Below are 15,364 nucleotides of genomic sequence, written 5' to 3' on the forward strand. Positions count from 1 at the left end.
GACGGGCGGTCTGCCCGGTGTCACCCGTTCTGGTGCAGTCACGACCGTGTCGCAGTAGCGTGGCAGACGGCGCACGCACGCGATGCCGTCGGGCGCCACGCATCCGGGGGGAGCGCCATGACAGCGACGTCGGGCACGCGCACAGGGACCGTCCGCGGCCGGGGCCGCCTGACCAGGGGCGAGTGGGCGTCGATCTCCGTGATGGGGGCGGTCGTGCTCGCGCTCACGGTCGTCGGCTGGGGCGTGCTCGTCCTGGTCGTCGCGCCCGCGCACTACCAGGTCGACTCGACGACGGTCTTCGGCGTCGGGCTGGGGCTGACCGCCTACACCCTCGGCATGCGGCACGCCTTCGACGCCGACCACATCGCCGCGATCGACAACACCACGCGCAAGCTCATGGCCGACGGGCAGCGGCCCGTGTCCGTCGGGTTCTGGTTCTCGCTCGGGCACTCGAGCATCGTGTTCCTGCTGTGCATCCTGCTGGCGTTCGGCGTGCGCGCGCTGGCCGGGCAGGTCGAGGACGAGTCGTCGACGCTGCAGCAGACCACCGGGATGATCGGCATCTCGGTGTCCGCGGTGTTCCTGCTCGTCATCGGCGTCGTCAACCTCGTCGTGCTCCGCCAGATCCTGCGGGTGTTCCGCGACATGCGCGGCGGCGCGTACGACGAGGCGACGCTCGAGCAGCACCTGGCCAACCGCGGCCTGATGAACCGCATCCTGTCCGGCGCGACCAAGGCCGTCCGCAAGCCGTGGCACATGTACCCCGTGGGCCTGCTCTTCGGCCTGGGGTTCGACACCGCCACCGAGGTCTCGCTGCTCGTGCTCGCGGGCGGCGCCGCGGCGTTCGAGCTGCCCTGGTACGCGATCCTCACACTGCCCGTGCTGTTCGCCGCGGGGATGACCCTGCTCGACTCGATCGACGGCTGCTTCATGAACTTCGCCTACGGGTGGGCGTTCTCGCAGCCCGTGCGCAAGGTCTACTACAACCTCACCGTCACGGGGCTGTCGGTCGCCGTCGCGCTGCTCATCGGGGGCATCGAGGTGATGTCCGTCCTCACCGAGAAGCTGGGCCTGGAGTCCGGTCCCGTCGCGTGGGTCGGTGGTCTCGACCTCGGCTACGTGGGCTTCCTCGTGGTCGGGCTGTTCGTCGGGACGTGGGCCGTCTCGCTCGCGGTGTGGCGCTTCGGGCGCGTCGAGGAGCGCTGGACCGCGCACCTGCGACCCGCACCCGCGACCACCGAGCGCGACTGAGGCACCGCGTCACCCCGCCGTGCCGACCGCACCGTCGGGCTCGAAGCGGTAGCCCATCCCCGCCTCCGTCAGCAGGTGGCGGGGGTGCGCCGGCACGGGCTCGAGCTTCTTGCGCAGCTGCGCGACGTACAGCCGCAGGTAGCCGGTGTCCGTGACGTGCTGCGAACCCCAAATCTCGGTCAGCAGGGTCTGGCGCGTCACGAGCCGGCCGGGGTTGCGCACCAGCCGCTCGAGCACCTGCCACTCGGTCGGGGTCAGGCGCACGTGCGCACCGTCGCGCAGCACGGTCCGGGCCGACAGGTCGACGGTCACGTCACCGAACCGCACGACGGGCGCGGCGGTGCTGTCCTCGTGCGTCGCCCGCCGGGTGAGCGCGCGGATGCGTGCCAGGACCTCCTCGATCGAGAACGGCTTGGTCACGTAGTCGTCGGCGCCGGCGTCGAGCGCCTCGACCTTGTCCGCCGCGCCCGTGCGTCCCGACACGACGAGGATCGGCGCCTCGGACCAGCCCCGCACGGCGTGGATGACGTCGACGCCGTCGAGGCCGGGCATGCCGAGGTCGAGCATGAGGACGTCGGGCCGGTGGTCGATCGCCGCCGTGATGGCCTGCGGGCCCGACGTGGCGGTCACGACGTCGTACCCCTGCACCGCGAGCGTGATCCGCAGCGCCCGCAGGATCTGCGGGTCGTCGTCCGCGACGAGGATCCTCATGCCGCCCCCTCCGTGCCGTCCGTGCCGTCCGTGCCGTCCGTCCCGTCCGTGCCGTCCGCCGCGACCGCGGGCAGCGCCACCACCATCGTCAGGCCGCCACCCGGCGTGTCCTCGGGGGTGAGCGTGCCGCCCATGCCGGTGACGAACCCCTTGGACAGCGCGAGCCCAAGCCCCAGGCCGGTCGAGTTGTCGGTGTCCCCGAGCCGCTGGAACGGCACGAACACGTCGTCGCGCCGCTCGCGCGGGATGCCGGGACCGTGGTCGACGACGCGGATCTGCACGGTGCCGGCGAACGCGCTGGTCGCGACGTGCACCCGCGTGCCGGGTGGCGCGTGGCGCGTCGCGTTGGCGAGCAGGTTCACCACGACGCGTTGCAGCAGCACGGGGTCCCCGACGACGGGCGGCACGTCGAGGTCGAGGTCGAGCCCGACCTCGTCCGGGCCGAGGCCCAGCTCGTCGAGCGCCACCAGGACGACGTCGGCGGTGTCGACGTGCGCCCGCGCGAACGCGAGCACGCCCGCGTCGAGCCGGCTGACGTCGAGGAGGTCCGTCATGAGGGTCGCCAGGGCGCGCAGGCTCTCGTCGGCGGTGTCGAGCAGCTCGGCGTGGTCGGCGGCGCTGAGCCGTGCGCCGCCCGTGCGCAGACCGCCGACCGCCGCCGTCGCGGCGCTCAGCGGGCGGCGCAGGTCGTGGCTGAGGGCCGAGAGCAGCGCGCTGCGCACGCGGTCGGACTCGGTGAGGTGGTCGACCTCGCTGGCCGCCGACGCGAGGTCGCTGTGCTCGAGCGCCGCGCGCAGCTGCACCGCGATGACGTTGAGCAGCCGCCGCTCGGAGGCCGCCAGCGGCGGGCCGTACAGCTCGAGCGCCGCGCGCTCGTCGACGGTCACGGTCGTGGACGGGTCGCCCGACGGGACCTCGCCGTCCGACGCGAGCACCGTGCCGGCCGGGCCGGCGCCCACGACGAGGCGCGCCGCCGTCATGCCGAACGCCTCGCGGGCACGGCCGACGAGTGCCGCGACGGCGTCCTGCCCGCGCAGCACGCTGCCGGCGACCGTGGCCAGCAGCTCGGACTCTGCGGCGGCGCGGTGCGCGGCCTGCGTGGTCCGGGCGGCGCGGTCCACCACGACGCTGACGAGCACGGCGATGACGACGTACAGGACGAGCGTCATCAGCTGCACCGGGTCCGCCACGGTGACGGTCCGGTACGGCTCGACGAAGAAGAAGTCGATGGTCAGGCCCGACAGCACCGCGGCGTACACCGCGGGCCACGCACCGCCGACGAGCGCGACCAGCACGACGAGCAGCTGGTAGGCCAGCACGTCGGTGCTCGCGGTGCCCTCGCCGCGCGTCGCGACGAGCAGCCAGGTCAGCAGCGGCCCGCCGACGACCGCGAGCGCGAACCCGGCCACGCGGCGCCGTAGCGTCAGCGCACCGCCGATGCGCGGCAGCGTCGGCCGCGCGCCGGCGGCGGCGTGGTTGACGACGTGCACGTCGATCTTGCCCGCCTCGCGGGTCACGGTGGCGCCGATGCCCGGGCCGCTGAGCGCGGTGGCGAGCCAGCCGCGGCGGGACACGCCGATGACGAGCTGCGTCGCGTCCACCGCGGTGGCGAACTCGACGAGCGCGCGCGGCACGTCGTCGCCGACGACCTGGTGGTACGTGCCGCCCAGCTGCTCGACGAGCGCCCGCTGGTGCGCGAGCGCGCCGGGCGCCGCACCGCGCAGGCCGTCCTGGCGCGTCACGTGCACGGCCAGCAGCTGCCCGCCCGCCGAGCGCGCGGCGATGCGCGCACCGCGCCGGATCAGCGTCTCCCCCTCCGGGCCGCCCGTGAGCGTGACGACGACCCGCTCGCGCGCCTCCCACGGGCTGTCGATGCCGTGCTCGGTGCGGTACAGGCGCAGCGCGGCGTCGACCTCGTCGGCCAGCCACAGCAGCGCGAGCTCGCGCAGCGCCGTGAGGTTGCCGAGGCGGAAGTAGTTCGACAGGGCGGCGTCGACGCGCTCGGCCGGGTACACGTACCCGCCGGCGAGCCGGTCGCGCAGCGCCTGCGGCGCGAGGTCGACCACCTCGACCTGGTCGGCGGCCCGCAGCACGGCGTCGGGGACCGTCTCGCGCTGGACGACGCCGGTGATCTTCTCCACGACGTCGTTGAGGGACTCGATGTGCTGGATGTTCACCGTCGAGAGCACGTCGATCCCGGCGTCGAGCAGCGCGTCGACGTCCTGCCAGCGCTTGGTGCGTGCCAGGCCGGGGGCGTTGGTGTGCGCGAGCTCGTCGACCAGTGCGACGTCCGGGCGGCGGGCCAGCACGGCGTCGACGTCGAGCTCGGTGAGCTCGACCTCCCGGTGCCGGACCGTGCGGCGCGGCACCACCTCCAGGCCCTCGACCATCGCGGCCGTGTGGGCGCGGCCGTGGGTCTCCACGACCGCGACCACGACGTCACGCCCCTCGTCACGCAGGCGGCGGCCCTCCTCGAGCATCGCGTAGGTCTTGCCCACGCCCGGTGCCGCACCGAGGAGGACGCGGAGCCGCCCACGCGCCATGCTCAGCCCTCCCGGTCGTCGAGGGCGAGGTTGAGCCGCAGCACGTTCACGGTCGGCTCGCCCACGAACCCCAGGCCGCGTCCCCCAGTGTGCCGCGCCACGAGGTCGGCGACGTCCCGCTCCGACATCCCGCGTGCGGCGGCGACGCGCGGCACCTGCAGCGCCGCGTACGCGGGGCTGACGTGCGGGTCCAGGCCGGACGCGGACGCGGTGACGGCGTCGGCGGGCACGTCGGCCGGATCGACCCCCTCCAGGGCCGCGACCTGCGCGCGCCGGTCCTCGATCGCGGCGACCAGGTCCGGGTTCTCCGGCCCCAGGTTGGAGCCGGACGACGCCCCCGCGTCGTACCCGTCGCCCGCGGCCGAGGGCCGGGACTGGAAGTACCGGGCCAGCGGCTCGCCGTCCGCGTCGGTGAACGACTGCCCGATCAGCGCGGACCCGACGACGGTGCCGTCGGGGCCGGTGAGGAGCGAGCCGCGCGCCTGCGCGGGGGCGACCAGCTGCGCGACGCCCGTGACGACGGCGGTGTAGCCGACGCCGAGCAGCAGGGTGAGGACGACCATGGCGCGGACGGCGACGCCCAGGGTGCGGGCGGCGGTGCGGGTGGCGAGGGGCATGCGGGTTCTCCTCGTGCGGGACGGGACGGGGGCGTCAGTAGCCGGGCAGGAGGCGGACGACGAGGTCGATGAGCCAGATGCCGACGAACGGCACGACGACGCCGCCGAGCCCGTAGACCAGGAGGTTGCGCCCGAGGACGGCGGAGGCGTCGAGAGGCCGGTACCGCACGCCGCGCAGCGCGAGCGGGATGAGCGCGACGATGACGAGCGCGTTGAACACGACCGCGGACAGCACCGCGGACGACGGCGAGTGCAGGCCCATGACGTTCAGCACCGCGAGCCCCGGGAACACGCCCATGAACATCGCGGGGATGATCGCGAAGTACTTGGCGACGTCGTTGGCGATCGAGAACGTCGTCAGCGCGCCGCGCGTGATGAGCAGCTGCTTGCCGATCCGCACGACGTCGATGAGCTTGGTCGGGTCCGAGTCGAGGTCGACCATGTTGCCGGCCTCCTTCGCGGCCGACGTGCCGGTGTTCATCGCCATCCCGACGTCGGCCTGCGCGAGCGCCGGGGCGTCGTTGGTGCCGTCGCCCGTCATTGCGACGAGGTGGCCCCCGGCCTGCTCGCGACGGATCAGCGCGAGCTTGTCCTCCGGCGTCGCCTCGGCCAGGACGTCGTCGACGCCCGCCTCGGCCGCGATGGCGTGGGCGGTCACGGGGTTGTCGCCCGTGACCATGACCGTGCGGATGCCCATGGCGCGCAGCTCGGCGAACCGCTGGGCGAGCCCTTCCTTGACGACGTCCTTGAGGTGCACGACGCCGAGCACGCGGCCCGCGCGGCCGGGTCCCGCGACCGCGACGACCAGCGGCGTGCCGCCGGACCGTGCGACGTGCTCGACGGCGGCGTCCAGCTCGGCCCGGACGTCGGGCGCCACGGGCGTCCCCTCCGTCTCGAGCCACGCGACGACCGCCGAACCGGCCCCCTTGCGGATCCGCGTGCCGTCGGGCTCGTCGAGCCCGGACATGCGGGTCTGCGCGGTGAACGGCACGACCTCCCCGGGCACGACCGTGCCCACGTCGGCGCCGCTGCGGCGCGCCAGGTCGACGACCGACGTGCCCTCGGGCGTCGGGTCGGCCAGCGACGCGAGCGCCGCGGCCCGCACGAGCTCCGCCTGCGGGACGTCGCCCAGCGCGACGAACGACACCGCCTGCCGGTTGCCGTAGGTGATCGTGCCGGTCTTGTCGAGCAGCAGCGTCGTCACGTCGCCCGCGGCCTCGACGGCCCGCCCGGACATGGCGAGCACGTTGTGCTGCACCAGCCGGTCCATGCCGGCGATGCCGATGGCGGACAGCAGCGCGCCGATCGTCGTCGGGATCAGGCAGACCAGCAGCGCGACGAGGACGGCGACGCTCACGGGCTCCGCCGCGTACGACGCGATCGGGTTCAGCGTGAGCGCGACGACGACGAACACGACCGACAGCGCCGCCAGCAGGATCGACAGCGCGATCTCGTTGGGGGTCTTCTGCCGGCTCGCCCCCTCCACCAGCGCGATCATCCGGTCGACGAACGTCTCCCCCGGCTTCGAGGTGATGCGCACGACGACCCGGTCGGACAGCACGCGCGTCCCGCCCGTGACGGCCGAGCGGTCACCCCCGGACTCGCGGATGACCGGCGCGGACTCCCCGGTGATCGCCGACTCGTCGACCGACGCGATGCCGTGGACGATCTCTCCGTCCCCGGGCACGAGCTCCCCCGCGCTGATGACGACGACGTCACCGAGCCGCAGGTCCGCCGACGACACCTCGACCAGCGGAGCACGGGTCGCGCCCGGGTCGCCGGCCTCGTCGTAGGCCGCGACCTTGTGGGCCGCCGTCGCCGTGCGGGTGCGTCGCAGGGAGTCCGCCTGCGCCTTGCCGCGCCCCTCGGCGACGGACTCCGCGAGGTTCGCGAACAGGGCCGTGACCCACAGGACCGCCGCGATGACGCCGGTGAACGACGCGGGCACGGTGGTGCCGCCCGACTCGGCGGGCCCGCCGAGGAAGGGCTCCGCGACGGCCAGCACGGTGGTGAGCGCCGCACCGACCCAGACCACGAACATCACGGGGTTGCGCCACATGTGCCGCGGGTCGAGCTTGCGGACCGCACCGGGCAGCGCGTCGCGGACCTGCGCCCACGTGAAGGCGCCGGCGGGGGTGGGCGCCGGGGCGGGCGCGGGAGGGGCGTCGGTGCGTTCGAGCGTGGTGGACATCAGATCAGCCCTTCCGCCAGGGGACCCAGCGCGAGAACGGGGAAGTACGTGAGTGCGGTGAGGACGACGACCACGCCGGCGAGCAGCCCGACGAACTGCGGGCGGTGGGTGGGCAGGGTGCCGACGGTCGAGGGGACCGCGCCCTGCGCGGCCAGGGACCCGGCCAGCGCCAGGACCAGGACCATGGGCACGAAGCGGCCGAGCAGGATCGCCACGCCGAGGGCCGTGTTGAGCCACGGCGTGTTCGCGGTGAGGCCGGCGAACGCCGAGCCGTTGTTGTTCGCGGCCGACGTGAACGCGTACAGCACCTCGGACAGGCCGTGCACGCCGGGGTTCCAGATGGACGTCCCCTCGACGCTGTCCCGCAGCGCCGGCACCCCGAAGCTCAGGGCCGTGCCCGCGAGCACGAGGGTCGGCGTCACGAGGATGTACAGGCTCGCGAGCTTGATCTCGCGCGGGCCGATCTTCTTGCCCAGGTACTCCGGAGTGCGGCCCACCAGCAGGCCGGCGACGAAGACCGCCACGACGGCCAGCACGAGCATCCCGTACAGGCCGGACCCGACACCGCCGGGCGCGACCTCGCCGAGCATCATGTTGAGCATCGGCAGCATGCCGCCGAGCGCCGTGTACGAGTCGTGCATCGAGTTCACCGCGCCCGTCGAGGTGCCCATGCTCGTCGTCGCGAACAGCGCCGACCAGACGATCCCGAAGCGCGCCTCCTTGCCCTCGGTCGCGGCGCCCGCGAGCGCCGGGGCGGCACCGCCGGCGGCGGACTCCAGCGCGACGAGCGCGAGGAACGACGCCGAGAACAGCCCCGCCATGACCCCGGTGATCGCGTACCCCTGCCGGTGGTCGCCGACCATGCGGCCGAAGGTGCGCGGCAGGCTGAACGGGATGACGAGCATGAGGACGATCTCGAGCAGGTTGGTCCACTGCGTGGGGTTCTCGAAGGGGTGCGCCGAGTTGGCGTTGTAGAACCCGCCGCCGTTGGTGCCGAGCAGCTTGATCGCCTCCTGCGAGGCGACGGGCCCGCCGGGGACCGGCTGCGTCCCGCCGGCCAGCGTGGTCACGTCGGTGAAGCCGGCGAGGTTCTGCACGACCCCGCCGATCACCAGCAGCACGGCCGCGAGCAGCGCGGCGGGCAGCAGGATGCGCAGGCAGCCGCGCAGCAGGTCGACCCAGAAGTTGCCGATCGTCGCCGAGCGGCGCGCCGCGAACCCGCGCACGAGTGCGACGGCGACGGCCATGCCGACGGCTGCGGACACGAAGTTCTGCACCACCAGACCGGCGGCCTGCACGGTGTGCCCGAGCGTGAGCTCCGGGGAGTACGACTGCCAGTTGGTGTTGCCGACGAAGGACGCGGCGGTGTTGAACGCCAGGTGCTCCGACGGCGCCCCGAGGCCCAGCGACAGCGGCAGCCACTGCTGCGTGCGCTGCAGCGCGTAGACGAGGACCAGGCCGACGAACGAGACGGCCAGCACGCTGCGCAGGTAGACGGGCCACGTCTGCTGCGAGCGCGGGTCGACGCCCAGCACGCGGTAGACGGCACGCTCGACGCGCCAGTCCGTGCCGGTGGTGTAGACGTGCGCCATGTAGTCACCGAGCGGGCGGTACGCGGCCGCGAGGAGCAGCAGGACCGCGCCGAGGGTGAGGACGGCCAGCAGCCCGGTCATCAGAAGCGCTCCGGTCGGAGGAGCGCGACGAGCAGGTAGACGACCGCGGCGACGCCGAGCCCCGCGGCGAGCAGCTCGAGGACGATCACAGCCGCTCGACCGCCTTGCCGAGGCAGGCGGTCAGCCCGAGCACGGCGGCCGCGACGAGCAGGTAGACGATGTCGAGCACGCGGGTCTCCACGGTCCGGAGGACGGCCCCCGTCGTGGCGGGCGCCGGGCACCCGTCAGGGGCGCCGGCGACGATGCAACACCCGCGTCGGGCGCCGGGCGCCCGTCCTCACGGAACCCATACGGCCTGCCGCCGGGCTCTGACGACTCCCTGACGCCGGGACGTGGCTTCTGGCCCCCAGGGCGTCAGACGGGCTCGGGCGCCGCCTTCGCCAGCCGCCGCGCCAGCACCGCCGTCACGACGATCTGCAGCTGGTGGAACGCGATCACCGGCAGCGCGACGCTCGCCGCCACCGCGGGCGCGAACAGCACGGCCGCCATCGGCAGCCCGGTCGCTGCCGACTTCTTCGACCCGCACATGAGCAGCGCGATGCGGTCGCCACGGTCCAGGCCGAGCGCCGCGCCACCGAACCAGGTGGCCGCGAGCATCACGGCCAGCACGACCGCGCACACCACCAGCAGCACCAGCAGCGCCGTCACCGTCAGGTCGTCCCACGCGCCGGCGGTCTGCGCCTCGCTGACGGACGTGAACACCACCAGCAGGATCGTCGCGCGGTCCGTCACCTTCAGCAGGCCCCCGTGCCGGCGCAGCCACGCCCCGATCCACGGCTGCACCAGCTGCCCCACGACGAACGGCAGCAGCAGCTGCAGCAGGATCCCGCTCACCGCACCGCCGTCGAGCCCCGCACCGGTTGCGCCGAGCAGCACCGCCACCAGCAGCGGGGTGAGCAGGACGCCCAGGACGTTGGAGATCGTCGCGCCGGTGATGGCCCCCGCGATGTTGCCGCGGGCGATCGACGTCATCACCACGGACGACTGGACGGTCGACGGCAGCACCGACAGGTAGAGGAGCCCGCGGCGCAGGTCCGGGTCGAGCACCGCGTCCGGCAGCAGCTGCACCGCGAGGCCGAGCAGCGGGAACAGCACGTACGTCGCCGCCAGCATCGACCCCTGCAGGCGGAACCGCTTGAGGCCGTCGAGCACCTCACCGGTCGGCATCCGCGCGCCGTACAGGAAGAACAGCAGGACGATCGCGCCCGTCCGCACGGTGTCCAGACCCGCGCCGACCCCGTCGGGGACGGGCACGAGCAGCGCCAGGACGAGGACACCGAGGATCATCGCTGTGAGCGGGTCGAGCCACCGCAGCCAGGTGGGGGTCCTCATGCGGAGCGACGGGCGCGGAGGCGGGGGCGGAGGCTCACCGGCACATCCTCGCGCACGCGCACACGTCCGCGGCGCCCTGTCGCGCTACCGCCGGTCGATGAGCGGGCACGCACCACCGCACGCCGGGCCGCCCTGATCCTCGTGCTGCTGCTGGCGCGGCTGGGCGTCCGCAGGCTGCTGGCGTCCACCTGACGAGATGCGTCCGTCGCGAGACCGGGCTCGGGTCGCGCACGGGCACCCGTGCGCCACCTGAGCCCGGTCTCGCGGCGCGGGTGTCCCGGGTCGTGGACGCGGAGCACTCCGTCGACGGCCTAACCTGGGGCGCACCCGAGAAAGGACCCGGGCGGCACCGGCCGCCCGACCCCCCATGACGAAGACCCTGCTGGCCGTCGACGGCAACTCCCTGCTCCACCGCTCGTTCCACGCGCTGGCCGGCTCGCAGCTGCGCACCCGCGACGGGCAGGCCACGTGGGCGGTCAAGGGTGCGCTCTCCCAGATCCTCGGGGCGGTCGACCGGGTCGCCGCCGACGCCGTCGTCATCGGGTTCGACGACGCCGCCGGGAACGTCCGCAAGGTCGCGCACCCGCACTACAAGGCGCACCGCACCGAGAAGCCCGCCGACCTGGTCACCCAGCTCTCGCTCGCGGTGGACGTGTTCTGGTCCGCGGGCCTGCACGTCGTCATCCCGGACGGGCTGGAGGCCGACGACGTCCTGGCCTCGGCCGCCTCCGCCGCGACGGCGGCCGGCTGGCACACCGTGGTCTGCACGTCCGACCGGGACGCGTTCGCCCTGGTGGACGAGACGACGTCGGTGCTGCGGATCATCAACGGGGGCGTCGAGGCCTCCCCCGTGCTGACGCCGGAACGGCTGCGCATCCTGCTCGGCATCGACCCCGGGCAGTACCGCCAGTACGCGGCCATGCGCGGGGACGCGTCGGACAACCTGACAGGCATCCGCGGCATCGGTGAGAAGACGGGGGTCGCCCTGCTCAACGCCTTCGGGTCCGTGGAGGCCGCGTTCGCGGACGTCGACACCAACGGCGGCGCGCGCGTCGCCGAGGTGCTGGGCAAGGCCTGCGTGAAGAAGCTCGCGGACCCCGACGGGCGGGCGGCGTTCTGGGAGAACGTCGAGCTCATGACGATGCGCACGGACCTCGACCTCGAGATGGACCTCGCCGCAGGCACGGGACCCGGGGTGCTGCCGCTGGACGCGCAGGCGCTGCACGAGGCGCTGGCCCGGGTCGAGTTCCACTCCCTGCAGTGGCTGGCGGCGCGCGTGCTGGCCGGCGCCACGCAGGACGCGGCCGCCGACGCACCCGGCGCGGTCGTCGCGCGGGCACCGGAACCCGCACGGGCGCCCGTCGCGGTGACCGCTGCCGCGGTGGACGGCGAGGACGAGGCCGAGGCCGACCTCACGCTGTTCTGACGCCGCGGGCGCGTCAGGAGTCCCGCGGCGGCAGCTGCTGCACCGCCCACCGGTTGCCGTCAGGGTCGGCGAACCCCGTGAACCGTCCCCACGGCAGGTCCTGCACGGCGGGCGCGTCGACCCCGTGCGCCACGAGGAACGCGTGCGCGGCGTCCGCGTCGTCGACGACGACCTGCAGCCCCTGGACCGACCCGGGCGCGGCATCCGTGAGGCCCTGACCGACCGCGATCGAGCAGGCCGACCCCGGGGCCGTGAGCTGCACGAACCGCAGGTCCTCGCTGACGCGCTGGTCGTGGTCGACCACGAACCCGAGCTGCTCCGCGTAGAACGCCTTCGCCCGGTCCACGTCGCTCACCGGGAGGATCACCAGCTCCAGCCTGAAATCCATCGCCGACCCCCTGCCATCGTGCCGTCGGACCGGCGCCGACGGCGGTACCGCCATCGTCCCCCCGGCCACTGACACGGCCACCCGGTATGCACGTGCGCACCGGCGCCCCACGCGGCATCATGGCGCGCTCGGACTCCGCCCTCACCGGCGCGGCCACGTGTCCACACTCCCAGCCGATCGGACGTGCCCCGTGACCCTGCCCGACCACGCCCCCATCGAGGCTCCCCGGACCCCCCGCACCGTCGTCGTCTCCGGCGCCGGGACGGGCATGGGCCGCGCCGTCGCCGAACGCTTCCTCGCCGCCGGTGCGACGGTCGTCGCCCTCGGGCGGCGTGCCGAGCCGCTCGACCGGCTGCGCGACGACCACCCGGCATCCGAGGTCCAGGTCGTGCCGGCGGACCTCACGGACCCCGACGCGGTGCTGCGCGTCGTCGACGCCCTCGACGGCCGCCCGGTCGACGTGCTCGTCAACAACGCCGGCGGTGTCGGCAGCGCCCCGGAACCCGGCCTGCACGGCCTGCTGGAGAGCTACCGACGGACCGTCGACCAGAACCTGCTCTCGGCGATGCTGCTCACCGAGGCGCTGTGGCCGTCCCTCGCGCGGCCCGGCGGGCGCGTGGTCACGATCAGCTCGATCGCTGCGCAGCGCGGCGGCGGCGGCGCGTACGGCGCGGCCAAGGCCGGCCTCGTCGCGTGGGGCGCGGAGCTCGCCGCCCGCGGCGGACCGGACGGCATCACCGTCAACACCGTCTCCCCCGGGTATGTCCAGGACACGGAGTTCTTCAGCACCGAGGGCCGGTCGCGGCGCCACGACGCGCTGGTCGCCCAGACGCTGCTCGGTCGTGCCGGGACACCGTCGGACGTCGCGGGTGCGGTGCACTACCTCGCGTCCGAGGACGCGGGCTGGATCACGGGGCAGGTGCTGAGCGTGAACGGCGGGGCCGTGCTGGGACGCTGACGGCAACCCTGCGGCGCCCATCGCCCTGGATCGCGACGGAGGGTGCAGGATGCAGCATGAAGACTCTCACCCTGCCGGGGACCGACATCGTCGCCCCCAACGTCGTGCTCGGGCTCATGCGGATCGCCGAGAAGTCGGACGACGAGATCTGTGAGCTCGTGCGCACCGCCCGCGACGCGGGCATCGACTTCGTCGACCACGCCGACGTGTACGGCCGCGAGATGCACGAGTGCGAGCGCCGGTTCGCCGACGCCATGGCGCTCACGCCCTCGCAGCGCGACGAGATCACGATCCAGACCAAGTGCGGGATCGTGCGCGAGGGGCCGTACTTCGACTTCTCGTACGAGCACATCACGGCGTCGGTCGAGGCCTCGCTGCAGGCCCTGCGGACCGACCACGTGGACGTCCTGCTGCTGCACCGCCCGGACGCGCTCGTCGAGCCGGACGAGGTGGCGCGGGCGTTCGACGAGCTCGAGGCCGCGGGCAAGGTGCGGGCGTTCGGCGTCTCCAACCACACGCCGCGGCAGATCGAGCTGCTCCAGCGGTCGGTGCGCCAGCCGCTCGTCGCCAACCAGGTGCAGCTGTCGATCACGCACGCCGCGCTGGTCGCCCAGGGCGTCGCCGGGAACATGGTGGCCGAGGACCAGTCCGTCACGCGGGACGGCGGCGGGCTGCTCGACTACTGCCGCCTGAACGACATCACCGTGCAGGCCTGGTCGCCGTTCCAGGCCGGGTTCTTCACGGGCACGTTCCTCGGCTCCCCCGAGTACCCCGAGCTCAACGCCGTGATCGACCGGCTCGCCGCGCAGTACGACGTCCCGCCGATCGCCATCGCGACCGCCTGGATCACGCGCCACCCCGCGCGGATGCAGGTCGTCCTCGGCACGACGACCCCGGAGCGGGTCGCCGGGGCGGCGCTGGGGTCGGACCTGCCGCTCACGCGGGCGCAGTGGTACGACCTGTTCCGCGCAGCGGGGCACATCGTCCCCTGACGCCTCACCGCCCCACGCCCGAGCCCGGGCGGCCCTCGTGCCGTCCGGGCTCGGGCGTGTCCGCGCCCCGTCGCGGGCGGGACGCCCCGTCGGTACCGTCGCCCCGTGGCCGGGATCGTGTGGTGGGAGGTCGTGACCGCGGAGCCCGAGCTCTTCCAGCGGTTCCACGCGGCGCTGTCCGGGTGGACGTTCGCCCCCGCCTTCGCGGACACCGAGCTCGGGGCCGACTACTGGATCGTGCAGCAGGACGGGCGGGGCGTGGGCGGTCTCCAGCGGGGCGCGTCGTCCGACGGGCCGCCCCGGGCCGGGACGCGGGTCTACCTGGGCGTCGACGACCTCGAGGCGACGCTCGCGCGCGTGGCCGCGCTCGGTGGCCGGGTGGAGCGCACGCGGACCGAGCTCGGTGGGGACGACCGGTGGTTCGGGACGTTCCTGGACCCGACGGGCGTCTCGTTCGGGCTCTGGACGCAGCACCCGGCACGCGGCTGACGGGACGTCCTAGCCCGCACCGCCCCGCGTGAAGTGGTCGACCAGCCCGGACCGCACCTGCTCGTAGAGCGAGCGGACCGGAACCGTCTCGCCGCGCTCGGCGCGGCGCGCCCACTCGTCGTACGCCAGGCGCACGGCGGTGCCGATGGCGGTGACGACCGTGCGGGCCCGCAGCTCGTCCGGATGGTCGCCGGCGTGCAGCACGATCGTGGTGAGGTCCTGCACCTGCTCGGCGTCGCGGGCGAGGACACAGGCGAGCAGGTCCGGGTCATGGAGGACGAGCCGACGCACCCGCAGCACGCGGGCGTGGCTCTCGGGCGGCTCGGCGTCGAAGGCGTCGATGTGCGCCAGGTAGGCCTGCTCGATCGCGCGGACGACCGTCGACCCCCGCTGGCCGACGGCACGCACGCTCTCCACGAGCCGCTCCATCGAGTCGTCGTCGACGAACAACGCGTTCTCCTTCGTCCCCGCGTGGCGGTAGAAGGTGCGTGGGGCGATGCCGGCGGCCTCCGCGATGGCCTCGACGGCGGTGGCGTGGACCCCGTGACGCTCGAAGAGGTCGAGCGCGGCGTCGGCGATGGCGCGACGGGTCTCGCGACGGCGGTGCTCGCGCAGGCCACAGTCGGCGTCGAGCACGCCGGCGTCGCCGTCGTGCTGCCGGTCGTCCGCGTCGGGCATCCGCCCATCCTCCCACCCGCGCGGGCGGATGTGGCAGTCACTGCCATACACTCGTCGGCCGGACGTCCGCGGTTCCCAGGAACGCCGTCCGCGCCCCCACCCGCTGACAGAGAGA

General features: G+C 74.0%; 14 protein-coding genes. 5 read left to right on the forward strand and 9 right to left on the reverse strand.

Features of this window, described 5'->3' with window-relative positions; all coding sequences use genetic code 11:
• Positions 1–117 precede the first annotated feature (117 nt).
• Complete coding sequence (gene nicT, locus NP048_RS16760) at positions 118–1,251, forward strand: Nickel transporter NicT (protein ID WP_227575294.1); 1,134 nt, start codon at positions 118–120, stop codon at positions 1,249–1,251.
• Between the two features lie 9 nt (positions 1,252–1,260).
• Here nicT and NP048_RS16765 read toward each other — a convergent pair whose 3' ends face one another.
• From NP048_RS16765 to NP048_RS16795, 7 genes are all read right to left on the reverse strand, one after another.
• Entirely contained in the window at positions 1,261–1,962 is a 702-nt protein-coding gene (locus NP048_RS16765) for a response regulator (RefSeq protein ID WP_227575293.1), read from the reverse strand.
• Complete coding sequence (locus tag NP048_RS16770) at positions 1,959–4,505, reverse strand: sensor histidine kinase (protein ID WP_227575292.1); 2,547 nt, start codon at positions 4,503–4,505, stop codon at positions 1,959–1,961. Before NP048_RS16770 ends, NP048_RS16765 begins: the two co-directional genes overlap by 4 nt.
• 2 nt (positions 4,506–4,507) lie before the next feature.
• A complete protein-coding gene (gene kdpC / locus NP048_RS16775) occupies positions 4,508–5,122 on the reverse strand; it encodes a K(+)-transporting ATPase subunit C (protein ID WP_227575291.1) in 615 nt (204 codons plus the stop codon).
• A 34-nt stretch (positions 5,123–5,156) separates the two neighbouring features.
• Positions 5,157–7,313 (reverse strand): potassium-transporting ATPase subunit KdpB, encoded by a 2,157-nt coding sequence (gene kdpB, locus NP048_RS16780; RefSeq protein WP_227575290.1) that lies wholly within the window; start codon positions 7,311–7,313, stop codon positions 5,157–5,159.
• Positions 7,313–8,986, reverse strand: a complete 1,674-nt coding sequence (kdpA, locus tag NP048_RS16785) for a potassium-transporting ATPase subunit KdpA (protein WP_227575289.1) — start codon at positions 8,984–8,986, stop codon at positions 7,313–7,315. The genes kdpB and kdpA overlap by 1 nt, the downstream gene beginning before the upstream one ends.
• On the reverse strand, positions 8,986–9,075 hold the full coding sequence (locus NP048_RS16790) for a potassium-transporting ATPase subunit F (protein ID WP_227575288.1): 90 nt from the start codon (positions 9,073–9,075) through the stop codon (positions 8,986–8,988). Before NP048_RS16790 ends, kdpA begins: the two co-directional genes overlap by 1 nt.
• Positions 9,076–9,340: 265 nt before the next feature.
• On the reverse strand, positions 9,341–10,318 hold the full coding sequence (locus tag NP048_RS16795) for a bile acid:sodium symporter family protein (RefSeq protein WP_227575287.1): 978 nt from the start codon (positions 10,316–10,318) through the stop codon (positions 9,341–9,343).
• Positions 10,319–10,685: 367 nt separating this feature from the next.
• Between NP048_RS16795 and NP048_RS16800 the strand changes: the two genes are divergently transcribed.
• Entirely contained in the window at positions 10,686–11,744 is a 1,059-nt protein-coding gene (locus NP048_RS16800; protein ID WP_227575286.1) for a 5'-3' exonuclease, read from the forward strand.
• A gap of 13 nt (positions 11,745–11,757) precedes the next feature.
• On the opposite strand, the gene NP048_RS16805 is transcribed toward NP048_RS16800, so the two are convergent.
• Complete coding sequence (locus tag NP048_RS16805) at positions 11,758–12,132, reverse strand: glyoxalase superfamily protein (RefSeq protein ID WP_227575285.1); 375 nt, start codon at positions 12,130–12,132, stop codon at positions 11,758–11,760.
• Between the two features lie 190 nt (positions 12,133–12,322).
• On the opposite strand from NP048_RS16805, the gene NP048_RS16810 reads away from it, so the two are divergent.
• From NP048_RS16810 to NP048_RS16820, 3 genes are all read left to right on the forward strand, one after another.
• Entirely contained in the window at positions 12,323–13,090 is a 768-nt protein-coding gene (locus NP048_RS16810) for an SDR family NAD(P)-dependent oxidoreductase (RefSeq protein ID WP_227575284.1), read from the forward strand.
• 56 nt (positions 13,091–13,146) lie between these two features.
• Positions 13,147–14,082 carry an aldo/keto reductase gene (locus NP048_RS16815; RefSeq protein WP_227575283.1) on the forward strand — a complete coding sequence of 312 codons (936 nt, stop codon included), beginning with the start codon at positions 13,147–13,149 and terminating at the stop codon, positions 14,080–14,082.
• A gap of 105 nt (positions 14,083–14,187) precedes the next feature.
• Positions 14,188–14,571 (forward strand): VOC family protein, encoded by a 384-nt coding sequence (locus tag NP048_RS16820; RefSeq protein ID WP_227575282.1) that lies wholly within the window; start codon positions 14,188–14,190, stop codon positions 14,569–14,571.
• Positions 14,572–14,580: 9 nt separating this feature from the next.
• Here the strand turns inward: NP048_RS16820 and NP048_RS16825 are convergent, their stop codons facing one another.
• Complete coding sequence (locus tag NP048_RS16825) at positions 14,581–15,249, reverse strand: TetR/AcrR family transcriptional regulator (RefSeq protein ID WP_227575281.1); 669 nt, start codon at positions 15,247–15,249, stop codon at positions 14,581–14,583.
• Between the last annotated feature and the right edge of the window lie 115 nt (positions 15,250–15,364).

The sequence above is a fragment of the Cellulomonas xiejunii genome (assembly GCF_024508315.1).
Classification (GTDB): Bacteria; Actinomycetota; Actinomycetes; order Actinomycetales; family Cellulomonadaceae; genus Cellulomonas; species Cellulomonas xiejunii.